General features: G+C 71.3%; 20 protein-coding genes. 11 read left to right on the top strand and 9 right to left on the bottom strand.

Annotated elements, in window-relative coordinates; all coding sequences use genetic code 11:
• Positions 1–44: 44 nt before the first annotated feature.
• From HPY23_RS19245 to gyrA, 4 genes are all read right to left on the bottom strand, one after another.
• Positions 45–2087 carry an oxidoreductase gene (locus HPY23_RS19245; RefSeq protein WP_091888134.1) on the bottom strand — a complete coding sequence of 681 codons (2043 nt, stop codon included), beginning with the start codon at positions 2085–2087 and terminating at the stop codon, positions 45–47.
• A gap of 94 nt (positions 2088–2181) precedes the next feature.
• Positions 2182–3327: an FAD-binding oxidoreductase gene (locus HPY23_RS19240; RefSeq protein ID WP_091888136.1), complete on the bottom strand. Its 1146-nt coding sequence runs from the start codon at positions 3325–3327 to the stop codon at positions 2182–2184.
• 2 nt (positions 3328–3329) lie between these two features.
• The gene (locus HPY23_RS19235; RefSeq protein WP_091888138.1) at positions 3330–4589 is read right to left on the bottom strand and encodes an aromatic ring-hydroxylating oxygenase subunit alpha; all 1260 of its coding nucleotides are present in this window, start codon (positions 4587–4589) and stop codon (positions 3330–3332) included.
• Positions 4590–4898: 309 nt separating this feature from the next.
• Positions 4899–7658 (bottom strand): DNA gyrase subunit A, encoded by a 2760-nt coding sequence (gyrA, locus tag HPY23_RS19230; protein WP_060848983.1) that lies wholly within the window; start codon positions 7656–7658, stop codon positions 4899–4901.
• A gap of 317 nt (positions 7659–7975) precedes the next feature.
• On the opposite strand from gyrA, the gene HPY23_RS19225 reads away from it, so the two are divergent.
• Positions 7976–9202, top strand: coding sequence for an MFS transporter (locus tag HPY23_RS19225; RefSeq protein WP_091888206.1), 1227 nt, complete (start codon positions 7976–7978; stop codon positions 9200–9202).
• Positions 9203–9280: 78 nt separating this feature from the next.
• Here HPY23_RS19225 and HPY23_RS19220 read toward each other — a convergent pair whose 3' ends face one another.
• A complete protein-coding gene (locus HPY23_RS19220; protein ID WP_091888140.1) occupies positions 9281–9661 on the bottom strand; it encodes a DUF2934 domain-containing protein in 381 nt (126 codons plus the stop codon).
• Between the two features lie 291 nt (positions 9662–9952).
• On the opposite strand from HPY23_RS19220, the gene HPY23_RS19215 reads away from it, so the two are divergent.
• Positions 9953–10921 carry a metal ABC transporter solute-binding protein, Zn/Mn family gene (locus tag HPY23_RS19215; RefSeq protein ID WP_236012715.1) on the top strand — a complete coding sequence of 323 codons (969 nt, stop codon included), beginning with the start codon at positions 9953–9955 and terminating at the stop codon, positions 10919–10921.
• A 100-nt stretch (positions 10922–11021) separates the two neighbouring features.
• Here HPY23_RS19215 and HPY23_RS19210 read toward each other — a convergent pair whose 3' ends face one another.
• Positions 11022–12305: an ArgE/DapE family deacylase gene (locus tag HPY23_RS19210; protein WP_091888144.1), complete on the bottom strand. Its 1284-nt coding sequence runs from the start codon at positions 12303–12305 to the stop codon at positions 11022–11024.
• A 139-nt stretch (positions 12306–12444) separates the two neighbouring features.
• The gene (locus tag HPY23_RS19205; RefSeq protein ID WP_091888146.1) at positions 12445–14016 is read right to left on the bottom strand and encodes an FAD-dependent oxidoreductase; all 1572 of its coding nucleotides are present in this window, start codon (positions 14014–14016) and stop codon (positions 12445–12447) included.
• Positions 14017–14163: 147 nt separating this feature from the next.
• Here HPY23_RS19205 and HPY23_RS19200 point away from each other — a divergent pair, with 147 nt between their 5' ends.
• From HPY23_RS19200 to HPY23_RS19185, 4 genes are read left to right on the top strand one after another with little or no spacing between them, the layout of a single operon-like run.
• Positions 14164–14634 (top strand): DoxX family protein, encoded by a 471-nt coding sequence (locus HPY23_RS19200; protein WP_060848987.1) that lies wholly within the window; start codon positions 14164–14166, stop codon positions 14632–14634.
• On the top strand, positions 14631–15077 hold the full coding sequence (locus HPY23_RS19195; protein ID WP_091753859.1) for a cupin domain-containing protein: 447 nt from the start codon (positions 14631–14633) through the stop codon (positions 15075–15077). Before HPY23_RS19200 ends, HPY23_RS19195 begins: the two co-directional genes overlap by 4 nt.
• A 4-nt stretch (positions 15078–15081) precedes the next feature.
• Positions 15082–15984 (top strand): SMP-30/gluconolactonase/LRE family protein, encoded by a 903-nt coding sequence (locus HPY23_RS19190; protein WP_060848989.1) that lies wholly within the window; start codon positions 15082–15084, stop codon positions 15982–15984.
• Complete coding sequence (locus tag HPY23_RS19185; RefSeq protein WP_091888148.1) at positions 15981–16871, top strand: VOC family protein; 891 nt, start codon at positions 15981–15983, stop codon at positions 16869–16871. Before HPY23_RS19190 ends, HPY23_RS19185 begins: the two co-directional genes overlap by 4 nt.
• A gap of 28 nt (positions 16872–16899) precedes the next feature.
• Here the strand turns inward: HPY23_RS19185 and HPY23_RS19180 are convergent, their stop codons facing one another.
• Positions 16900–17397, bottom strand: a complete 498-nt coding sequence (locus HPY23_RS19180; protein ID WP_091888150.1) for a P-loop nucleotide/nucleoside kinase family protein — start codon at positions 17395–17397, stop codon at positions 16900–16902.
• 184 nt (positions 17398–17581) lie between these two features.
• A complete protein-coding gene (locus HPY23_RS19175) occupies positions 17582–17953 on the bottom strand; it encodes a hypothetical protein (protein ID WP_060848992.1) in 372 nt (123 codons plus the stop codon).
• A 175-nt stretch (positions 17954–18128) separates the two neighbouring features.
• Between HPY23_RS19175 and HPY23_RS19170 the strand changes: the two genes are divergently transcribed.
• From HPY23_RS19170 to HPY23_RS19150, 5 genes are all read left to right on the top strand, one after another.
• The gene (locus tag HPY23_RS19170; RefSeq protein WP_091888152.1) at positions 18129–18854 is read left to right on the top strand and encodes a hypothetical protein; all 726 of its coding nucleotides are present in this window, start codon (positions 18129–18131) and stop codon (positions 18852–18854) included.
• 40 nt (positions 18855–18894) lie between these two features.
• A complete protein-coding gene (gene pyk, locus HPY23_RS19165; protein WP_091888154.1) occupies positions 18895–20328 on the top strand; it encodes a pyruvate kinase in 1434 nt (477 codons plus the stop codon).
• Positions 20329–20465: 137 nt separating this feature from the next.
• A complete protein-coding gene (locus HPY23_RS19160; protein ID WP_091888157.1) occupies positions 20466–20882 on the top strand; it encodes a DUF4864 domain-containing protein in 417 nt (138 codons plus the stop codon).
• A 64-nt stretch (positions 20883–20946) separates the two neighbouring features.
• Complete coding sequence (gene thrC / locus HPY23_RS19155; RefSeq protein WP_091888159.1) at positions 20947–22359, top strand: threonine synthase; 1413 nt, start codon at positions 20947–20949, stop codon at positions 22357–22359.
• Positions 22356–23651, top strand: a complete 1296-nt coding sequence (locus tag HPY23_RS19150) for a M16 family metallopeptidase (RefSeq protein ID WP_091888161.1) — start codon at positions 22356–22358, stop codon at positions 23649–23651. The genes thrC and HPY23_RS19150 overlap by 4 nt, the downstream gene beginning before the upstream one ends.
• Positions 23652–23653: the final 2 nt, after the last annotated feature.

Genomic DNA, 23653 nt, shown 5'->3' with positions numbered 1-23653 from the left:
CGGGAGCGGGCGGCGGGATCGGGGTGAGCGGGAGCCGAGCGGCGTCAGAGGTCCTTGCACAGCCTCAAGGCGTCGTAGATCGCCGCATGGATGTTGCGGCCGGCCACCGCGTCGCCGATCCGGTACAGGGCGTAGCCCCGGGAGAGGTCGTAGGGCTGGGGCTCGCCGCGCAGCATCGCGTCCTGGTCGGTCTGGCCGCGATTGACGGACGAGGCCTTCAGCGCCCGGTAGAGCCCCTCCACCGGCAGCGTGCCGTGATCGACCACGATCCGGTCGACGAGGCGCTCCTCCTCGGCATCCGTCATGGTGTTGCGGAGTGCCGCGACGAAGCGGTTGCCCTCGGGGTAGATCTCGATCAGCTCCATGTTCGGCGTCATCACGACGCCGAGCTTGTAGAGCTCGCGCAGGTGGATCGGCTGGTTGGTGGTGCCGACCTCCTCGGCCACCATCCGGTCGTGGGTGGCGACCTCGACGAGGCAGCCGCGCTTGGCGAGAAGTTCGGCCACCGACGAGGCGTTGTGCTGGCCCATCTCGTCGTAGAGCAGGACCGAGCCGGTCGGCTCGACCGCGCCCGACAGCACCTCGGCGGTGGTGACGGCGTGCTGCTCGGCCCCCTTGGCGTGGCCGCGGAACGGGGTGCCGCCGGTCGCCACGATGACGACGTCGGGCTTCTCGGCGAGCACCGCCGCCTCGGTCGCCTCGGTGTTGAGCCGCAGGTCCACCCCGAGCTTCGTGACCTGCGCGACGAGCCAGCGCGGAATGCCCGACATCGCCTCGCGCCAGCCGGCCTTGGCCGCGAGCCCGATCTGGCCGCCGGCCTGGCCGCTCTTCTCGAACAGCACCACGGCATGGCCGCGCTCGGCGCAGACCCGGGCCGCCTCGAGCCCGCCGGGCCCGGCACCGACCACCACGACGCGCCGGCGCACATCCGCCTTGCGGATCTCGTGCGGCATCGTCGCCTCGCGGCCGGTGGCGGCGTTCTGGATGCAGAGCGCGTCGCCGCCGACATAGATCCGGTCGATGCAGTAGCCCGCACCCACGCATTGGCGGATGTCGTCGGCCCGCCCCTCGGAGAGCTTCTTCACCAGATGCGGGTCGGCGATGTGGGCGCGGGTCATCGCCACCATGTCGACGTGGCCGTCGGCGACGGCGCGGGCCGCGGTGGCCAGATCGGTGACGCGCTGGGCATGGAACACCGGCACGTCGACCTCGCGCTTGATCGCGCTCGGCAGGAACAGGAACGGCGCCACCGGGAACGACATGTTGGGCAGCGAGATCGCGTGGGCGATGTGGTCGCGCGCCTGGCCGCCGAGCACGTTGAGGAAGTCGACGAGGCCGCGCCTGGCGTACTCGGTGGCGATCGCCAGGCAATCCTCCTGGCTGAGGCCGTCGGCGATCATCTCGTCGCCGGACATGCGGATGCCGATGACGTAGTCGTCGCCGGCCTCGGCCCGCATCGCCTCCAGCACCTCGATGCCGAAGCGCATCCGGTTCTCCAGGCTGCCGCCGTACTTGTCGGTGCGCTGGTTGACGCTGGGCGACCAGAACTGGTCGATCAGGTGGCCGTGGGCCGCCGAGACCTCGCAACCGTCGAGCCCGCCCTCGCGGCAGCGGCGCGCGGCCTGCGCGAAGCTCTTTACCACCCGGGCGATGTCCTCCTCCTCCATCTCCTTGGGGAGGGTGCGGGAGGCCGGCTCGCGCCGGGGCGAGGGAGAGACCGTGGGGAGCCAGTGCTCGGTATCCCACTTGGTGCGCCGGCCCATATGGGTGAGCTGGATCATCAGCTTGCCGCCGTGCTCGTGCACCCGGTCGGCGAACTGGCGGAAATACGGGATCACCGAATCGTCGGCGACCGAGATCTGGTTCCAGGGCGCGGCCGGGCTGTCGGGCGCGACCGAGGACGAGCCGCCGAACATGGTGAGCCCGATGCCGCCCTTCGCCTTCTCGGCGTGGTAGAGCTGGTAGCGCTCCTGCGGCTTGCCGTCCCGGCCGTAGCCCGGCGCGTGGCTGGTGGACATCACCCGGTTGCGGATGGTGAGGCCCTTGATGGTGAGGGGCTTCAGAAGCGCGTCGGCATTGGCGATCACGAGACGACTCCCGAAGGCTCTAGCGAGGAGTTTTTGGGCGAGGAATGTGGGCTCGCGGCAGGGAACCGGGCGCGGCGCGGGCCGGCGCCCGCCCTCAGCGTTCGACGACGAGGTCGCTCGTGGGCTTGGAGCAGCACAGCAGCGCCATGCCGGCGTCGATCTCGCGCTGGCGGATGCCGCCCGCATGGGCCATCGCGACCGTGCCCGAGGTGACCTTGGACTTGCAGGTGCCGCACAGGCCCTTGGCGCAGGACGAGGGCAGCCGGATCCCGGCCCTGCGGGCGGCGTCGAGCACCGTCGAATCCTCCGGGCAGTCGAGCACCCGGCGGGTCTTGGCGAACTCGACCCGGAAGGTTCGGGTCACCGGCGCGGCAAGGGGCTGGTCCTGGCCCTCGGCGTCGAGGGCCTGCTCGGCCTGCGCCGCCGCCGCGCGGTCGGCCTCGGGCAGGGCGCCGAAGTCGAAGCTCTCCTCGTGGTGGCGGGCCATGTCGAAGCCGGCCTCGGAGAGCATCGCCCGGACCGCCGCCATGTAGGGGGCGGGACCGCAGACGAAGACCTCGCGCTCGAGGAAGTCCGGCACCGCCTCGCGCAGGATCGCCGGCGACAGCCGCCCCTTCGGTCCGGCCCACGCCTCGTCCGGCGCGTCGGCCTCGCAGATCGCGTGGACGCGGAAGGCCGGGTCGAGGCGGGCCATCGTCTCCAGTTCGCCGCGGAAGACGATGTCGGCGGGCGTGCGGGCGGAGTGGACGAAGGCAACGTCGCGGCTCTCGCCGAGATCGTGGAAGGTGCGCGCCATCGCCATCATCGGGGTGACGCCGCTGCCGCCCGAGAGCAGCAGGTACTTCTGCGCCGGGTGGGCAAAGCAGGTGAACTCGCCCATCGGCCCGAGCGCCCGCACGGTGTCGCCGGGCTTCAGGGTATCGTGCAGCCAGTTCGAGACCGGCCCGCCCGGCACGCGCTTCACGGTGATCGACACGGCGTGCGGCCGGGTCGGCGCCGAGGAGAGGGTGTAGCAGCGATGCACCGTCTCGCCGCCGATCTCGAAGGCGAAGGTCAGGAACTGGCCCGGCGCGTAGGCGTAGCGCCGGGGCTCCGGCGCGGCGAGCACGAAGGTCTTCACGTCGTGCGTCTCCTGGCGCACGGCGAGGCAGACCAGGGTGTCGTCGGCCTCCGCGTCCCAGGGGGAGCTGGCGGCGAGGCGCGCGGCGGCCGGTTCGCGCGGGGCGGGGGCGGACGCCATCGTCAGCGCTCGAGATGCGCGGCCATGCGGCCGACGTACCAGTTGCAGAACTTCTCGACGAGCATCTCGGTGTTGGGCGAGTAGGGCCCGGGCTCGTAGGCCGGGCTCTTCACGCCCTGCTGGCAGATGCCGACGAGCTCGCTGTCCTGGTCGTTGGTGGCCTCCCAGACGCCGGTCAGGTTGGCGAGGTCGTAATCGACGCCCTCGACCGCGTCCTTGTGGACCAGCCACTTGGTGCGCAAGAGCGAGCGCTCGGCGTCGAGCGGCAGCACCGAGAAGGTGACGATGTGGTCGCCGAGGAAGTGGTGCCAGGAATTCGGCTGGGTCCAGACCGACAGGCCGCCGAGCTTGGCGTTGGTGAGCGTCCCGAGCAGCTTCCTGCAGGCCGCCTTGGTGTCGAGGGTGTGGGACTCGCCCTCGCCGTCGAGCGGCAGCCGCTCGGTGCGGAAGCCCGAGATCATCGTGTCGAGTTCGTCGATCTCGCGCGAGGGCAGGCCGTCGGCCTCCCACTCGGCGTGCCGGGTCTTGAGCAGGCAGCCGTAGCGCTCGGCCTCGGCACGGTCATGCTCGCTCATCTCCTCGGGGGCGAAGCCGAAGCCGTAGGCGAAGAGCGGCACGGTCAGCTCGGGATGGTTGCCGCCGCAATGGTAGCACTCGCGGTTGTTCTCCATCGTGAGCTTCCAGTTGCCGGGCTCGATGATGTCCTTCTGGAACGCGACCTTGGTGTTCTCGATCGCGTGGGGCGCGATGTAGGGGGTGAGCCGGGCCGACATCTCGTCGAAATCCGCCGGCGGCTCGTCGGCGAGGCAGATGAACAGCAGGCCGGCGAGCGAGCGGATGTGGACCGGCTTGAGGCCGTGGCAGCCCTTCTTGAAGTCGGGCCCCATGTGGTCGGCGTGGACGAGGTCGCCGGTCAGGTCGTAGGTCCAGGAATGGTAGCGGCAGACGAGGTTGCCGACCGTCGACTTCTCCTCGTGGACGAGACGCGCGCCGCGGTGCCGGCAGACGTTGTGGAAGGCGCGGATCTCGTTGTCGTCGTCGCGCACGATCGCCACCGAGGTGGTGCCGATATCGACCACCATGACGTCGCCGGCCTCCGGCACGTCGGGGGCGACGCCGACATAGATCCAGTGCCGGCCGAAGATGACGTCCATGTCGGCCTGGAAGACCTCCGGGCTGACGTAGAACGCGGCCGGCAGGCTGTAGCCGCGACGGCGCTCCCGCAGGAGGCGCTGCAAGGGGGTCGGCGTCACGTCGAGCATCGGTGGCCTCCGAAAGCCAATCCTGGTGCCCCGACTATCGCCGCCGTCCCCCCGCCCCGCTGCCACGCCAGCGACACTCGCTTGGCTCGCCGCGACGCCCGCCCGCGATGCCCCGGGGCGGCCTGCGACCCCCTTCCCCGGGCGGGTCCGGGGTGCGGGATCCCGTGCGGGCGTGGGATCGAAACGTGGGGACCGAGGCTTGGGGACCGAGGCTTGGGGAACCAAGCCTACGGAACGAAGAACGCCGCGCCCGCAGGGACGACCCTGGCGGACGCGGCGTCGCCTCATCCTGCGCGATGGAAGCCCCGATCAGGCCTCCTCGCCCTCCCCGGCCTCGCCCTCGACGTCGGCTTCCGCCTCGCCTTCGCCCTCGATGTGCTCGACCGACACCACCTTCTCGGTCTTGTCGGTGTTGAACACCGTGACGCCCTGCGAGGCGCGGCCGACGACCCGGATGTCGTCGACGGGCACGCGGATCAGCTTGCCGGCATCCGTCACCAGCATGATCTGGTCGCTGGTCTCGACCGGGAACGAGGCGACGAGGGTGCCGTTGCGGGCATTGACCTCCATCGCCTTGATGCCCTTACCGCCCCGGCCCGAGATCCGGTACTCGAAGGACGAGGTGCGCTTGCCGAAGCCGCGCTCCGACAGGGTGAGGACGAACTGCTCCGCCGCCCCCATGGCGATGTAGCGGTCCTGGTCGAGGTCGATCGCGGCGGCGTTCTCCTCGGCCTCCGGCTCGGGCGCGGCGGGCAGCTCTATCGCCTCGCCGGTGGCGCGCCGGTCGGCGTTGGCGCGCTTGAGGTAGGCCTGGCGCTCCTCGGGCGAGGCCTCGAAGTGGCGCAGGATCGTCATCGAGATGATGCGATCGCCCTTGGCGAGGTTGATGCCGCGCACGCCGGTCGAGTCGCGTCCCTTGAACACCCGCACGTCGGTGACCGGGAAGCGGATGCACTGGCCCGCGCCGGTGGTCAGCAGCACGTCGTCGGCCTCGGTGCAGATCTCGACGTGGACGATGTGGTCGCCCTCGTCGAGCTTCATCGCGATCTTGCCGTTGCGGTTCACCTGCACGAAGTCGGACAGCTTGTTGCGCCGCACGCTGCCGGATGCCGTGGCGAACATCACGTCGAGGGTTTCCCAGGACGCCTCGTCCTCGGGCAGCGGCATGATGGTGGTGATGCGCTCCTTGCCCTGGTCGAGGGGCAGGATGTTGACGAGCGCCTTGCCGCGCGCGTTCGGCGCCGCGAGCGGCAGCCGCCACACCTTCTCCTTGTAGGCTTGGCCCTGCGAGGAGAAGAACAGTACCGGCGTGTGGGTGTTGGCAACGAAGAGGCGGGTGACGAAATCCTCGTCGCGCATCGACATGCCGGCCCGGCCCTTGCCGCCGCGGCGCTGGGCCCGGTAGGTCGAGAGCGGGACGCGCTTGATGTAGCCGGCGTGCGACACGGTCACGACCATGTCCTCGCGCTGGATCAGGTCCTCGTCCTCGACGCTCGAATCCCAGTCGAGGATCTCGGTCCTGCGCGGGGTCGCGTACTCGGCCCGGACTTCCGCCAGTTCGTGCTTGACGATGCCCATGATGCGGGCGCGCGAGCGCAGGATGTCGAGGTAGTCGGCGATCTCGTCGGCGAGGCGCTTCAGCTCGTCGCCGATCTCGTCGCGGCCGAGCGCGGTCAGGCGCTGCAGGCGCAGATCGAGGATGGCGCGGGCCTGGGTCTCGGACAGGCGGTAGGTGCCGTCCTCGCGCAGGCGGTGGCGCGGGTCGTCGACGAGCGCGATCAGCGGCGCGATGTCCTCGGCCGGCCAGTCGCGGGACATCAGGGCCTCGCGGGCCGAGTTCGGATCCGGCGAGGTGCGGATCAGCCGGATCACCTCGTCGATGTTGGCGACCGCGATGGCGAGACCGCACAAGACGTGGGCCCGCTCGCGCGCCTTGTTCAACAGGAACTTGGTGCGGCGCGACACGACCTCCTCGCGGAAGTCGATGAAGGCCTGGATCAGGTCCTTGATGTTGAGGAGCTCGGGCCGGCCGCCGTTCAGCGCCACCATGTTGCAGCCGAAGCTCGTCTGCAGCGGGGTGTAGCGGTAGAGCTGGTTCAGGACCACGTCGGCGACGGCGTCGCGCTTCAGCTCGACGACGATGCGCATGCCGTCGCGGTCGGATTCGTCGCGAAGATCTGCGATGCCCTCGACGCGCTTCTCGCGCACGAGGTCGGCGATCTTCTCGACCAGCGAGGCCTTGTTCACCTGATACGGGATCTCGGTGAAGATCAGCGCCTCGCGCTCCTTGCGCAGCTCCTCGATGTGGGACTTCGCCCGCATGATCACCGAGCCGCGGCCGGTCATGTAGGCCGAGCGGGTGCCCGAGCGCCCGAGGATCGCGCCGCCGGTCGGGAAATCAGGGCCCGGGATGATGTCGTTCAGGCCCTCGATCGTCAGCGCCGGGTCGTCGATGAGCGCGATGCAGCCGTCGATCACCTCGCCAAGGTTATGCGGCGGGATGTTGGTCGCCATGCCGACCGCGATGCCGCCGGCGCCGTTGACGAGGAGGTTGGGGAAGCGGGCGGGCAGGACCGCCGGCTCGTCCTTCGACTCGTCGTAGTTCGGGTTGAAGTCGACGGTGTTCTTGTCGATGTCCTCGAGGAGCGACATCGCGGGCTTGGCCAAGCGCGATTCGGTGTAGCGCATCGCCGCCGGCGGGTCGCCGTCGACCGAGCCGAAATTGCCCTGGCCGTCGACCAGCATCAGCCGCATGGCGAAGTCCTGCGCCATGCGGACGAGGGCGTCGTAGATCGATTGGTCGCCGTGCGGGTGGTACTGACCCATCACGTCGCCGACGATGCGCGCCGACTTCACGTACTTGCGGTCCGGCAGGTAGCCGTTCTCGTACATGGAGTACAGGATGCGGCGATGCACCGGCTTCAGGCCGTCGCGCGCGTCCGGCAGCGCCCGGCTGACGATGACGCTCATCGCGTAGGCCAGGTAGGACTGGCGCATCTCGTCGGTGATCGAGACGGGCTTGATGTCGGTCGCGGGCGGGGGAGCGCCGGTCGGGTCGTTCTCTGCCAAGGTCTGTCTCTCGTCGCGGCCCGCGCGGGCTCACATCTCGTTGCCGGCAGGCTTAGCCGATTTCGCCTTCGAGCACCAGCCTGAAGGGCGGGGCCGACGAACGCGGAAGACGAAGCAAATCAGCATCTTAGATGGGCGTTCCGGGGATGTTCCACAAGCCCGCACGACCCTGTGGACGAGTGTCCCGCGAAGTCGTTAGAGATTGGCAAAGGATGCGGGACGAGGAGGCCGGACGCGAGGGCCCGCCCGCGCCGGGAGGCCGCCGCCATGGACCCCGTCACCGAATGCATGCCGGGCCCGGACGGGGGACGGACGCCGTGAGCGCGCCGCGGCGCTGGCCGGTCATCTCGGCTCTGGGCGTGACGCAGATCTTCGCCTGGGGCTGCAGCTACTACCTGCTGACGGTGCTCGGCCCGTCGATCGCGGCGGAGACCAGCTGGCCGCTGCCGTGGATCTTCGGCAGCCTCACCGCCGGCATGCTGGCGGCGGGCGCCGTCGCGCCGCTCGCCGGACGGCTGATCGGGCGCCACGGCGGCCGGCCGGTGCTGGCGGTGTCGTCCGGCCTCTTCGCCGCCGGGCTGACGCTCCTGGCGGCGGCGCCGAACCTGCCGGTCTTCGGCCTCGCCTGGTTGGTGATCGGGCTCGGCATGGGGTCGGGGCTCTACGACGCGGCCTTCGCCACCCTCGGGCGGCTCTACGGGGCCGATGCCCGGCCGTCGATCACGGCACTGACCCTGTGGGGCGGCTTCGCCAGCACGGTGTGCTGGCCGCTCTCGGCCTTCCTGCTGGCGCATCTCGGCTGGCGCGGCACCTGCCTGACCTATGCCGCCCTGCAGGTCGTCCTGTCGGTGCCGCTGATCCTCGCCCTGGTCCCGCGGGCGACGCCGCGGCCGCCCCCGGCTCCCGGCACCCGGGCCGACGTCGCCCTCGCGCCCGGGGAGCGGTCGACCTTCCTGGTGCTCGCCGCGGTGGCGACCTGCACCAGCGTCGTCGCCTCGGTGATGTCGGTCCACCTGCTGACGCTGCTCCAGGACCGGGGCCTGACCCTGGCGGCGGCCGTCTCCCTCGGCACCCTGATCGGCCCGTCGCAGGTGGGCGCGCGGCTCCTCGAGGTCGCCAACCGCAGCCGCCACCACCCGATCTGGACGCTGACCGCGGCGGTCGGCTTGATGGCACTCGGCCTCATCCTGCTGTGGGGCGGCCTGCTCGCGCCCGGCCTGGTGCTGGTGGTCTACGGCGCCGGCAACGGACTCTACTCGATCGCCCGCGGCACCCTGCCCCTCGTCCTGTTCGGGCCCGAGCGCTACGCCGCGCTCCTCGGCCGGATCGCGAAGCCGAGCCTCGCTGCGCAGGCGCTCGCACCCTCGGGCGCCGCCTGGCTGATCGCCCAGCGCGGGGCCGACGCGACGCTGGCGGTCCTGGCGGTCCTCGCCCTGCTCGACGTCGCCCTGGTCGCGGCGCTGTGGCGCCTGCTCCGGCGCGGCGCGGCACCGGCCCGGCCGGTCCACGACGAAAAGCCCCTCCCGCAGGGCGGAAGGGGCTGAGACGCGAAGGAGGGAGAACCGGACGCGCCGTGCGCCGCCGGCCCCGCGTCCCGCGAAACCGATCGAGCGCGTTCCCCCTCAGTGGGTGGTGACGGCTTCCGCGGCGGGACGGCGCCGGCGCGGGGCGGGCTTCGCCACCGCCTCGGCCATGTCGGCCATGTCGGCCACCGCCTTCACCACCGCCTTGGCGGCGGGGGTCTCGGCCGCGGCCTTCCGGGCGGCGGGCTTGCGGGCCGCCGGCTTGCGGACCGGCTTGGCGGCGGCCTCGGTCACGGGCGCCTCCGCGGCGGGGGCTTCTGCAACGGAAACTCGCGCGGCGTCGCTCTCCGGCGCCGCGCTCGCGCCGCGCAGCTCCTGCTCGGCCAGGGTCCAGTAATGTGCGTCGCGGCCGTCAAGGCGGCCGTCGCGCTCCCACAGGGCGTAGGCGCGCTCGCGGATTCTGGTCTCGATGTGATCCATCCCGACCTCCTCATGGTTCAGTTGAGCGGACCATCGCCAGTCATGGTTAAGGAAGACCTAACCGCCGGTCTCCGCGAGGCTCCGGCGGGAGGGCGGCGGGCCGGTGACACCGTCCGAGCGGGAGCGGGCAGGAACGGCGTGACCCGCGCACCCTGGACGCACCGGGCCGGCCCGTCCTCGCTACAGGGCAAGGGCTGGCCGGTCTCCGGCGCGCTCCACGAATGTAACAATGTTGCAATTTCGGACCCGCCGGCCTAGGGGGTGCGCGGGATCGAGCGAGGGAACGATGCGATGCGTGGGGTGAGGTTCGCGATGCTGCTGCTGGCGCTGGTCCTGGGGTGGGGAGCGCCCGCCGGGGCACAGACCGCCGGCGCCGCCTCGGCGGCGGGCGAACCCGCGAAGACGGATCCCGGAAAAGCGGAGCCGACCCGGGTCGTGGCGACCTTCTCGATCCTCGGCGACCTCGTGCGCCAGGTCGGCGGCGAGCGGGTCGCGGTCACCACCCTGGTCGGGCCGAACGGCGACGCCCACAGCTTCGTGCCAGCCCCGGCCGACGCGCAGGCGGTGGCGGCCGCCCGCCTCGTCGTGGTCAACGGCCTCGGCTTCGAGGGCTGGATCGACCGCCTGATCAAGGCGTCGGGCACGAAGGCCACGGTCGTGGTCGCCGCCAGGGGGGTGGTCCCGATCGAGGAGGACGAGGGCGCGCAGGACCATTCCCACGCGCACGACCACGCCGTCGATCCCCATGCCTGGCAGAACGTCGCCAACGCCAAGCGCTACGTCGCGGCGATCCGCGACGGCCTCTCGGCGGCCGATCCGGCCGGCAAGGCGGCCTATGCGGCCAACGCCACGGCCTATCTGGCGCAGCTCGACGCCCTCGACGCCGAGATCCGCACCGCGCTGACGGCGATCCCCGAGGCGCGCCGGCGCATCGTCACGACCCACGACGCCTTCGGCTATTTCGCCAAGGCCTACGGCCTGCGCTTCCTCGCCCCGCAGGGGGTGTCGAGCCAGAGCGAGGCCACCGCCCGCGACGTCGCCGCCATCGTCAGGCAGGTGCGCCGCGACAGGATCCCGGCGGTCTTCCTCGAGAACGTCTCCGATCCGCGGCTGATGCAGCAGGTCGCCCGCGAGAGCGGCGCCAAGGCGGGCGGGCGGGTCTTCTCCGACGCCCTGTCCGAGCCCGGCGGCCCGGCCACGACCTATCTCGACATGATGCGCCACAACGTGCGGGAATTCGTGGCGGCATTGAAGGAGTGATACGAAGTCCGGAAGATCCCTTCCGGACTTCGTATCACCGGCCTGCACGGCGCATCCGCGTGGCGACGAAGGAACGCCGGCTGCGTCGCGCAAGCCCCGCTCAGGCGGCTTCCGTCCCGCACCATTCGGCGACGAACAGCGCCATCGCGGTGGTGATGCGCCGGAGCGAGGCGAGGCTGACCCGCTCGTCGAAGCCGTGGATGTTCTCGCTCTTCGGGCCGTAGCAGAGCGCCGGCACCCGGTCGTAGAGGGCGTGGACCCGGGTATCGAGGTAGCCGGCGGTCATGAAGCTCTTCAGCGCCGCCCCCGTCGCCGCCTCGTGCGCCCGGCCGAGCACGGCTTCCGCCTCCGAGCCCTCCTCCAGCACGTAGCCCTCGGCGAAGAAGCCGTGGAAGCTGACGCTCGGCGGGCTGTTCGACAGGAAGGCGTCGTCGCGGGAGAACGCCGCCACCGCCGCCTCGATCTCGCGGGCGGCCTCCGCGGCGCTCACCCCCGGATAGAGCGCGATGCGGCAATCGATCCGGCACCAGGCCGGCACCGAGGAGGCCCAGTCGCCGCCCTCGATCCGGCCGATATTGAGGTTGATCGGGTGCGCCTCGCCCTCGAAGTGCGGGCGCCCGGCCTTGTCGGCGTTCCAGCGTTCCTCCAGCGCCCGCAGCGCGCCGATCACCCGGTAGGCGGCGTCGATGGCGTTGGCGCCGGTGCCCATCTCGCGGACATGGACCGGGCGGCCCCGGACCTCGACCCGGAACCACAACACGCCCGTATTGGCGCGCACCAGCATCTCCTCCTCCGGCTCGGGGATCAGCACCGCGTCGGCGCGGTAGCCGCGCAGATGGGTCATCAGCGCGCCGTTGCCGGTCGATTCCTCCTCCACCACCGATTGCAGCGTGACGGTCGCGGCGGGCTGGAGGCCGATGCGTCGCAGCGCGTCGAGGACGAACAGGTTGGCGGCGTGCCCCGCCTTCATGTCGGCGCCGCCGCGGCCGTAGAGCCAATCGCCCTCCACCACCGGCTCGAAGGCCGGATGGGTCCAGAGGTCGGCGGGGCCCGGCGGCACCACGTCGACATGGGCCTGGAGGATCAGCGAGCGTCCGCGCTCCTCCCGCGGCCGGTGGATGCCGACGACGATCGGCGCCTCGGAATGCTCGGGGCTGAACCGGGCGCCGCCGGGATGCGCCTCGATCTGCGCCCGGTCCATGGCGAAGCGGTCCATGGCGTAGCCGCGGTCGCGAAAGCTGCGAAAGACGAAATCCTGGATCGCCTGCTCGTCGCCCCGGATCGAGGGAAAGCGCATCAGCGCCTGGGTGTGGGCGATCTGCTCGGAAAAGCCGTCGGCCACGGCCGTGATGATGCGGTCGCGCAGGGTGGGGTCCAGGGGCATGCGGGGGCTCCTCTGAGGGCGCCCCCGTCATAGCCCGGGACGCGGCGTGCCACCTATGCGCGCGGTGCGCGCCGCCTTGCGCGATCCGCTCCCCCGCCTCGGGCGTGAGGTGCGGACGAGGATCCGGAGAAGGGCGGCGCTACGCCCCCAGCCGCCCGATGATGTGGTCGGCCACCCGCAGCGAGTTGGCGATGATCGTCAGGGTCGGGTTCACCGCGCCGATCGACGGGAAAAAGCTCGCATCGGTGACGTAGAGGTTGTCGAGCTCGTGCGCCTTGCAGTCGAGGTCGAGGACCGAGGTCGCCGGGTCGGTGCCGAAGCGCAGGGTCCCGGCCTGGTGAGCGGTGCCGCCGATCGGCACGTCCTTGCCGAGATAGAGCGAGCGGTCGAACAGGTGCGGGTGGATCTCGAGCCTGGAGCAGAGGTCGCGCAGCTTGGCCTTGAGCCGGTGCAACGCCTCCTCGTTGGTCTGCGTGAGATCGAGCCGCACCTTGCCGTTCTCGTAGAAGATGCGGTTCTGCGGGATCGGCAGGTCCTCGGTGGTGAGCCAGAAATCGAGGGAATGGGCGGCGATCCAGTCGAACGGCTTTTCCGGGAACCATTGCAGGAAGCCCGGCAGGCCCTCGCCGCGGATCTGCACCCCGTCCGACTTGCCGACCATCTGGATGTGGCCGAGGGGGTAATCCCAGTCGTCGGCGCCGAAGTAGAAGTCGTTGAGGCCGAGCGTCTTCTGGAACCGGGTCGGGTTCGGGGTGCGGGAGATCGCCAGCACCGTCGAGTTGTTGTGCCGCATGTAGTTGCGGCCGACCTGGCCCGACCGGTTGGCGAGCCCGTGCGGGTGGGCGTCGCTGGCCGAGCGCAGCATCAGGAGCGCCGAGGAGAGCGCGCCGCAGGCCACCACCACGATGTCGCCGGTGAACACCTCGGTCGTGTCGCCGCGCTTGACCTCGACGCCGGTGACCGTCCGGCCGGCCGGATCGGTCAGGAGCCGCTCGACGTAGGAATTGGTCATCAGCGTGAGGTTGTCGTGCGCCGCGAGCGCGGGATCGACGCAGGTGACCTGCGAATCCGCCTTGCCGTTGGTGATGCACGGATAGCCGTCGAAGGCGTCGCAGCGGATGCAGGCCGAGTGCGGCAGGGGCTTGCCGTCCCGCTCGTCGAGCCGCACCCCGACCGGCAGGTGGAACGGGTGATGGCCCTCGCGCTTCAGCCCGTCGAACAGCTCCTGGATCCGGGGTTCGTGGGTGATCGGCGGGTAGGCGTAGGGTTTCGAGGATGGCGGCTCGGTCGGATCCTCGCCGCGCTGGCCATGGACGTAGTAGAGTTCCTCCGCCGCCTGGTAGTAGGGCTCGAACACGTCGTACTTCACCGGCCATTCCGGCGAGATACCGTCCGGGTGGCGGATCTGACCGAAATCCTTCTCGCGCAGGCGGAGCAGGACCGAGCCGTAGACCTTGCTGTTGCCGCCGACGAAGTAGTGCAGGCCGGGATGGAAGCTCGACCCGTCGGCGCCGTACCAGGTCTCGGGCGCCTGGTAGCGGGCATCGACGAAGACCGCTTGGCTGTCCCAGTTCTCCCGCTCGCGCGGCAGGTAGTCGCCGCGCTCGAGCAGCAGGATGCGCTTGCCGGTCTGGGCCAGCCGCCACGCCATGGTGCCGCCACCCGGCCCCGAGCCGACGATGACGACGTCGTAGTGCCGGTTCTCGCTCATCGGCGGGTCCCCTCCGCTGCGGAAAGCCGCAGGATGACGCAGGGCCGCTCGCCCGTGCGAAGCGGATATGGCGGGGCTGGCGCCAACGTCGACCCGCCCCACTTAGCTTTTCGCACACGCGAAACAGGGCGGCGGGGTCGGACACGGATGGCATCTCTCAGCATCGCGGTCGCCTTCGGGGTCCGGCTCCTTTTGGTGTTGCTGTTCCTGCCGTTCAGTGCCCTCGACAAGATCCTGAATTTTCGCGGGGCGGTAGGGCAGGCGAAACAGGCGGTGCATGCCACCGCCCCCGCCACGGCGCTGATCCTCGCCGGCCTGTTCGTCGAGATCGTGATGTCGCTCGGCGTCCTCACCGGCATCGCCGACCGCTTCGCCGCCTTCGTGCTCGCCGGCTATTGCGGCGTCACGGCGCTCCTGTGGAAGCAGTTCTGGAAGCCGGGCGATTTCTGGTCCGGCGGCAAGGGGCGCGAGCTTTTCTGGGATTTCTGGAAGAACCTCGCGCTCGCCGGCGGGTTTCTGCTCGTCACCTTCGGCACCGGGGCGGCGACGGTCGAGACGTTCTTCTCGCACCCCTTCGCCTCGTCGAAGCCCTACAGCGTCAGCGAGACCGCCCGATGAGCGATGCGAGCCCCACCGTCCCCTACTGGCACCTCTGGGCCGACGCGGACGGGATCAGCCACCAGACGCGATGCGCCTTCACCGAGTTCGAGAAGAAGTCGATGTCGCCGCCGGCCCCGCCGCAATGGCAGGGGCAGAAGACCCATGACGGCGCCACGGTGTTCGTGACCGTGCAGCCCGTCGGCTGGACCGGCGACTGGCACCCGAACCCGAAACCTCAATGGATCGTCCCGCTGTCGGGCCGCTGGTTCGTCGAATCGATGGATGGCACCCGGGTCGAGATGGGTCCGGGCGAGATCTCGTTCGGCGAGGACCAGAACGTCCGCGAGCGCGACGGCAAGACGGGCCACCGCTCCGGCACGGTCGGGGACGAGCCGGCGGTCCTGATGATCATCCAGTACGATTCGGCGCCGACCACCGGCGCGGCCTGCCGGTTCCGGTGATCGCATGGACGGGTTCGAGATCCACGACGAGCGCTTCAAGCACTACGTCCTGGCGAACGCGCCGCTGGAGGAGCTGGGTTCCGGCTTCCGCTGGATCGAGGGCCCGGTCTGGATGGGCGACGCCGACTGCCTGCTGTTCCAGGACCTGCCGCGCAACCGCACGATGCGGTGGATCGAGGGAGCGGGCTTCTCGGTCTACCGCGCGCCCTCGAACTACGCCAACGGCCAGACCCGGGACCGCGAGGGCCGGCTGATCGCCTGCTCGCATCGCGGCCGCTGCCTAACCCGCACCGAGTACGACGGCACGGTCACGACGCTGGTCGAGCGCCATGCCGGCAAGCGCCTGAATTCGCCGAACGACGTGGTGGTGAAGTCCGACGGGACGATCTGGTTCAGCGATCCGGTCTACGGCATCGCGAACGACTACGAGGGCGGGCGGCAGCGTTCCGAGCAGCCGCCCGCCCTCTACCGCCTCGACCCGCGGACGGGCGAGATCCAGGTGATGGCCGGCGACTTCGACGGGCCGAACGGCCTCGCCTTCTCGCCCGACGAGCGCCGGCTCTACGTCGCCGAGACCGGCGACCAGTCGAAGCCGGATCCGCGCCAGTACATCCGCGTCTTCGACGTCTCGCCCGACGGCGCCTTGTCGGGCGGCGACATCTTCCACAAGATCGAGCCCGGCTATTGCGACGGGATGCGGGTCGACGAGGACGGCAACGTCTGGTCGAGCGCGGCCGACGGGGTGCATTGCATCAGCCCGGAGGGCAAGCTGATGGGCAAGATCCTGGTGCCGCATCCGGTCTCGAACATCACCTTCGGCGGCCCGACCAAGAACCGCCTGTTCATCGGCGGCTCGCACACGCTCTATGCGATCTTCCTCGACCGGCGCGGGGTGCAGACGCCGTGAGCGCCCTCGAAGGAGCCCGGCGCCTCGCCCGGATCGCGCTCAACGCCACCGACCCGGAGAGGCTGGCGGTGTTCTACCGCGCGGCGCTCGGCTTTCGCGACGCAGAGGCGATCGGGGCCGGGCCGGCGCGGGTCGTGCCCCTGCGCCTCGGCGACCAGCGCCTCGACCTCGTGGCGGCGCCCGACGGCCGCCCCTATCCGGGCGAGGTGCCGGGCTTCAGCCCGCTGTTCCAGCATTGCGCCATCATCGTCGCCGACATGGCGGCGGCCCATGCCCGCCTGTCGGCGCATCCGGGCTGGCGCCCGATCTCGACCGACGGCCCGGTGCGGCTGCCCGCCGCCTCGGGCGGCGTGACGGCGTTCAAGTTCCGCGACCCCGAGGGCCACCCGCTCGAATTCCTGGCCTTCCCGCCGGACGCGATCCCGGAGGCGTGGCGACGGCCGGGAGCGGCGGGTCCTTGCCTCGGTCTCGACCACTCGGCGATCTCGGTCGCCGACACCGCCCGCAGCGTGGCGTTCTACGAATCCCTCGGGCTCTCGGTCGTGTCGCGCTCGCTCAATACCGGGCCCGAACAGGCCCGCCTCGATGCCGTCCCCGCCCCGACCGTCGAGGTGACGGGGCTGGGCTTCCCAGACGGGCGGCCGCCGCATGTCGAGCTGTTGTGCTACCGCGGCGACCATCCGCGCCCGGTCTCCGACCTCACGGTCGGCGACGTGGCGGCGACCCGGCTGGTGATCGCGATGGCCGACGGCGAGGCTCTCGCAGCCGCCTGCGCCACCCATGCCCGCCGGCTCGTTCCGGCCGGGTCGACGTCTCAGCCCGCCACGGGCGGTGCCGCCCTGCTGCGCGACCCGGACGGACATTTCGTGATGCTGACGCCCGGGTGAGGCGAGGGCCCGCCCCGACAGCGGAGCCCTACGCCTCCTGCCGGTGCAGCACCACGTCGAACCCCTCCTCCGGGGCCGGCGGCACGAAGTAGCGGGTGAACAGGTCGAACGTCGCGTCGTCCACCCTGAATTCGTGCGTGCCGGCGGCGTTGCGGGCGCGCAGGCGCGCCTTGCACAGCGCGTCGTCGGCTTCGAGGTAGTGGAGCCGATGCGCCACCTCCGCCTCGTGGACGATCGTCCGCATCCAGGCCCGGCTCTCCGGGGTGTTCGCCGGACAGTCGAGCACGACGGACAGCCCCGCCCGCAGCAGCGCGACGAGGTGCGGCGCCATCACGCCGCGCAGGCGCCCGGCGTTGCGGACGTAGTCGGCGAGGCTGTTCTGTTCGCCCGGATAGAGCCCGGCGAGCCACTGGTCCTCCCGGACCAGGATCGTCGCGGGCTCGGCGGCGAGGCGGGCCGCGAGCGTCGATTTTCCAGCGGAGATCTTGCCGCACAGGAGGTGCAGCACTGCATCGGTATCGAACATGACGGGACAGACCTTCCGGGTGGCAGGAGGCACCAACAGCACTTCACGGGATCGCGAACAGCCAAACCCGGCCCGACTTATCGGGCCGGGTGGATAATTCGGAGCGGCAAGGCGACGTGAAGCGGGAAAGTCATGGTCGGGATCGGGGCCGGTGCCGACCCCGGGGTCAAGCGGCGAGGCCGCGTCAGGCCGCCAGCACCCGGCGGGACAGCGGCGCCGACGAACTCGGGATACCGGCCCGCTGCAGCGCGATCTCGGCGTTGCGCCGGGATTGCTTCAGGGCGACGAGGGCCGACCAGCGCATCGCCACCTCGTGGCGGGCGGCGAGGCGCCCCGCCGCATCGTAGCGGCGCCAGCCGCAGCGCGCCTGGCCCGCCGCGTCGGTCTCGTCGTAGGTCTCGTAGCGGGCCACCAGGGCGCCGGCGGCATCGAACTCGTCGTGGTACCAGCGTACGCCGTCGAGCGGGGCGCCGCGGCTGCGCGACCCCCGGATCACCAGACGATGCTCGACGGGTGTGCGGAAGATCGTCTCGAACACGGGCGGCTGAAACAGCATGACCGTCGATACCCCCTACGTATCGTCGCCGGAACGTTTCTTGGAGACAGGGTGCGTTGCAGCATAACCGGCGTCAAGAGCGTGGCGCCGCGGCAGACGATGCGATTGCGTCTCCGACGGGTGCTCCTTTGGTCCAAGGTGCCCTAGCTTTCGGCGCAACGGAGGGACGGCGAGGATGCGGGGCGGGACACGACGGGGCGCGGGGCTGTTCGTCCTGGCCTGGCTCGCCGGGCAGGGAGCCGCGCTCGCCGCGGAGGGCGATTGCTTCGATTACGGCGCGCTCGATGCCGGCCCGGGCCTCGGCACGGTCAAGGCCGGCGAGGCCCGCGTGCCGTTCGTGCAGGGCGCGTCCGACCGCAAGGGCTGCCCCGGCGCCGATCCGGCCTGCCGCGAGAAGGCCTTCGTGGTGGCGGGCGACGCCGTGATCCTCGGCGCCGCGAGGCCGGGCTACGTCTGCGCGACCTATGTCGGCAGGACCGGCGCGGTGCGCGCCGGCTGGCTGCCGGCGAGCGCGGTGGAGCGTGCCCCGGAGCCGGCGCCCGGCCCGACGGACTGGACCGGCACCTGGAGCGCCCCGGAACAGACCCTGGCGATCCGGCCGGGCAAGGCCGCCGGCACGCTTTCGGTCAAGGGCGACGCGACCTACGGCGCCCTCGACCCCGATCGCGTCCGCCGCGGCGCGGTCAATCTCGGCACCGTCGAGGGCACGACGGCCCCGAGCGGGGCGTCCCTCGCCTTCACGATGGGGAACAAGGGCACCCTGCCCTTCACGGCCGGCGAGCCGGGCGATTGCCGGATTCGTCTCAGGCTGCTGCCGCCCTTCCTCCTCGCCGAGGACAACATGAATTGCGGCGGCATGAACGTCAGCTTCACGACCGTCTACCGCCGCACCAAGTCCTGAACCCGACGACCCGAACCCTGACGAGCCAGGAGCGATTGCCATGCGCCGCCACCGCCACGCCAAGATCGTCGCCACCGTCGGCCCGGCCAGCAACACGCCGGAGCGGCTGAAGGCCCTCTTTCTCGCCGGGGTCGACACCTTCCGGCTCAACTTCTCGCACGGTACCCACAACGACCACGCCAAGGTCCATGCCGCGATCCGGGCGCTCGAGCAGGAGACCGGTCGGCCGATCGGCATCCTGCAGGACCTGCAGGGCCCGAAGATCCGCATCGGCACCCTGCGGGGCGACAGGCTCGACCTCGCCACCGGCGACCGCATCCGCTTCGTGCGCGAGGGCCGGGAGGGCGGGCCGGACGCGATCCCCCTGCCCCATCCGGAGATCTTCGCCGCCGTGGCGCCGGGCCAGGAGCTCCTGATCGACGACGGCCGGGTGCGGGTGCGGGTCGCGGGGGTGGACAACGATGCGATCGATGCCGACGTGGTGGTCGGCGGGCCGATCTCCAACCGCAAGGGCGTCAACCTGCCCGGCACGGTGCTGGCCCTCTCGCCGCTGACCGAGAAGGACCGGCGCGACCTCGCCTTCGGGCTCGACCTCGGGGTGGACTGGGTCGCCCTGTCCTTCGTCCAGACCCCCTCCGACGTGATGGAGGCGCGCGGGCTGATCGCCGGCCGGGCCGGGCTGATCGCCAAGATCGAGAAGCCCTCGGCGCTGGAGCACATCGACGACATCATCCGCATCGCCGACGGCGTGATGGTGGCCCGCGGCGACCTCGGCGTGGAATTGCCGCCCGAGGACGTGCCGGGGCGCCAGAAGGAGCTGGTGCGCGCCTGCCGCCGGGCAGTGAAGCCGGTGATCGTGGCGACCCAGATGCTCGAGACGATGGTGACGGCGCCCGCCCCGACCCGGGCCGAGGCGTCCGACGTCGCCACCGCGGTCTATGACGGCGCCGACGCGGTGATGCTGTCGGCCGAATCGGCGGCGGGGCGCTATCCGGTCGAGGCGGTGGCGATGATGGACCGCATCATCCGCCGCACCGAGCAGCACCGGCTCTACCGCTCGCTGGTGCGGGCGAGCGAGCCCGAGGTCGAGGACAGCCCGCCCCACGCGGTCGCGGCCGCCGCGGCCGGCCTCGCCGACGCCATCGAGGCGGCGGCGATCGTCGCCTTCACGGCGAGCGGCACCACCGCGGCCCGCATCGCCCGCAAGCGCCCGAACGTGCCGATCCTCGCCGCCACCTTCGATCCCGCGGTGTCGCGCCGGCTCAGCCTGTACTGGGGGGCGCATTCGGTGCTCGGCCCCGAGATCGAGTCCTACGAGGCGATGGTGGCGCGCGCCGCCGAGGTCGCCGAGCAGGAGGGGTTCGCCCAGGCGCCCGACCTCGTCGTGGCGGTGGCCGGCATCCCGTTCGGCCAGCCGGGCACGACCAACAACCTGCGGGTGGTCGAGCTGGGACGCAAGGCGAGCGGGGTCTGATCGCCGTCACGACTGTTCGTCGTCGAACGTCATCGGGGCGATTTGCCGGATCATTCGCGATGACGACTTCCAGTTGTGCACACGGGATCGCCCTGCTACGCTGCGGCATCCGCCACCGACGTGTTCCGGGAGGGCCCGTGCGCACCCTCGTCGCCCTGATGACCCTTCTGGCCGTCGGCCAGGGCGCGCTCGCCGCCGGCAGCGGCGACCGCGAGGCGGCGCGGACGGTGATCCGGCGCCAGCAGGAGGCCTTCCGGCAGGACGACGCGGCCACGGCCTACGCCCAGGCCGCTCCCGCGATCCGGTCGATCTTCGGCACGCCGGAGCTGTTCGTCGGCATGGTCCGGCAGGCCTACGCGGCGGTCTACCGCAACCGTCGCTTCGAGTTCGGTACCGACGAGGAACTGCCCGACGGGAGCCTGGCGCAGGGAGTGCGGATCCAGGACCAGGACGGCACCGACTGGGAAGCGCTCTACACCCTGGAGCGGGACGCGGACGGCGCCTGGCGGATCACCGGCTGCCGCCTGCGCAAGGCGCCCGGCAGCAGCGCCTGACCCGCGGGCTGACGCGCGGTCCGGATTCGTGTAGGGCCTCGCGTCAGCCTCAGGACTGATCACCGTGCTCCATGTCTCGACCCGCGGCGCCGCCGCGCCGCTGACCTTCACCGACGCGCTGCTGGCGGGCCTCGCCCGCGACGGCGGCCTGTACATCCCGCAGAGCTGGCCGCAGATCTCCCGCGAGACGATCGCGGGTCTCGCCGGGCGCCCCTACGCGGAGGCCGCCAAGGCCGTGCTGTCGCCGCTCGTCGACGGCGAGATCGCGCAGGCCGATTTCGACCGGATGATCGACGAGGCCTACGCGACCTTCCGGCACCCGGCGGTCTGCCCGCTGACCCAGCTCGGCGACAACCTCTTCCTGCTCGAGCTGCATCACGGTCCGACGCTCGCGTTCAAGGACGTGGCGATGCAGCTGCTGGGCCGGCTGATGGACCACGCGCTGAAGGCCAAGGGCAGCCGCGCCACCATCGTGGGCGCCACCTCGGGCGATACCGGCAGCGCCGCCGTCGAGGCGTTCCGCGGCCTCGACAACGTCGACGTGTTCATCCTCTACCCGCATGGCCGGGTGTCGGAGGTGCAGCGCCGGCAGATGACCACGGTGGATGCGCACAACATCCACGCGCTCGCGGTCGAGGGCACGTTCGACGATTGCCAGGCGATCGTGAAGGCGCTCTTCCAGCACCCGCGCTTCGCCGACGAGGTCCGGCTCTCGGGCGTCAACTCGATCAACTGGGCCCGGGTCGCCGCGCAGGCCGTCTACTACTTCACCAGCGCGGTGGCGCTCGGGAGCCCGCACCGCCCGGTCTCGTTCTCGGTGCCGACGGGCAATTTCGGCGACATCCTGGCCGGCTGGGCCGCCAAGCGCATGGGCCTGCCGGTCGGCCGGCTGATGGTCGCCACCAACGCCAACGACATCCTGGCGCGCACGCTCGCCACCGGCTCCTACGAGGTGCGGGGCGTGGCGCCCACCACCTCGCCGTCGATGGACATCCAGGTCTCCTCGAACTTCGAGCGGCTGCTGTTCGAGGCGCTCGACCGCGACGCGGCGTCCGTGAACCGGCTGATGGCGGGTCTCAAGCAGTCCGGCGCCTTCACCCTCGACGAGCGGACGCTGGGGCGGATCCGAGCCGAGTTCGACGCGGCGGCGGTGCCCGAGGACGCGGTCGTCGCCGAGATCCGCGACGTCTACGAGGGCACCGGCCAGATCATCGATCCCCACAGCGCCATCGGCGTGCGCGCCGCCCGCAGGCTCCTCGCCGAGGATCCGGCGACCCCCGTGGTGGCGCTCGCCACCGCGCATGCCGCCAAGTTCCCGGATGCGGTCGAGGCCGCGACCGGCGTGCGCCCGGCCCTGCCGCCGCATCTGTCGGATCTCCTGGAGCGGCGCGAGCGCTTCACCGTGCTGCCGAACGACGAGGCGGCCGTGGAGCGGGCGATCCGCGAGCGCGCCCGCATCCTGAGGAGTGCCGCATGAACCAGCATTTCGCGACGCTCGGCGCCTCGCCGGACCTCAAGATCACGCGGCTTGCCAACGGGCTCACCGTCGCCACCGAGGCGATGCCGGGGCTCGCCACCGCGACCCTCGGGGTCTGGGTCGGGGCCGGCTCGCGCAACGAGCGGCCCGAGGAGCACGGGCTCAGCCACCTCATCGAGCACATGGCGTTCAAGGGCACGGCGACGCGCTCGGCCCGCCAGATCGCCGAGGACATCGAGAATGTCGGCGGCGAGATCAACGCCGCCACCAGCGTCGAGCAGACGAGCTACACCGCCCGGGTACTGGGCGAGGACGCCGAGGTCGCCCTCGACGTGCTCGGCGACATCCTGACCCGCTCGGTCTTCGAGGCCGGCGAGCTCGCCCGCGAGAAGGGCGTGATCCTGCAGGAATACGCCGCCGTCGAGGACACCCCCGACGACGTGGTCTACGACGCCTTCACGGAGGCCGCCTTCCCCGACCAGCCGATCGGCCGGCCGATCCTCGGGCGGCCCGAGACGATCCAGAGCTTCGACCGCGCGGCGATCGAGGCCTATCTCGCCCGCGAGTACACGCCGGGCCGGATGGTGCTGGCCGCCGCCGGCGCGGTCGAGCACGACGCCATCGTGGCGGCGGCGGAGAAGCATTTCGGCGCGATGCCGGCCAGCGAGGCGCCCGAGGCGGTGCCCGGGCAGTATCGCGGCGGCGAGCGCCGGATGAAGCGCAAGCTCGAACAGGCCAACCTGGTGCTCGGCCTGCCCGGCCTGTCGTTCCGCGACGACAAGTATTACGCCACCCACCTGTTCGCCCAGGTGCTCGGCGGCGGGCTGACATCGCGGCTCTGGCACGAGGTGCGCGAGACCCGGGGCCTGGCCTACGAGATCCACGCCTTCCACTGGCCGTTCAGCGATTGCGGCCTGTTCGGCATCGGTGCCGGCACCGCGGGCGCCGACCTGCCGGGCCTCGTCGACGTGACGCTCGCCTGCCTGCGCGACGCCGCCGACACCGTGGACGAGGCCGAGCTCGCCCGGGCGAAGGCCCAGCTCAAGGTCGCGCTGCTCTCGGCGCTGGAGACCCCCGGCGGGCGCATCGAGCGCACGGCGCGCCAGCTCCTCGCCTGGGGCCGGGTGATCCCCGCCGCCGAGGTGATCGCCAAGGTCGACGCCGTGACGACCGACGACGTGCGGGCGGCCGGCCGCGCGCTGATCGCCGGGGCCCCGACCCTGGCGGCGATCGGGCCGATCAAGACGCTGCAGAGCCTCGACGCCGTGGGCAAGGCGCTGCGGGGAGCCTGACG

The organism is Methylobacterium ajmalii (assembly GCF_016613415.1).
GTDB classification, from domain to species: domain Bacteria; phylum Pseudomonadota; class Alphaproteobacteria; order Rhizobiales; family Beijerinckiaceae; genus Methylobacterium; species Methylobacterium ajmalii.
The sequence above is the reverse complement of the archived record's forward strand: the minus strand, read 5'-3'. Positions and strand labels throughout refer to the sequence as shown.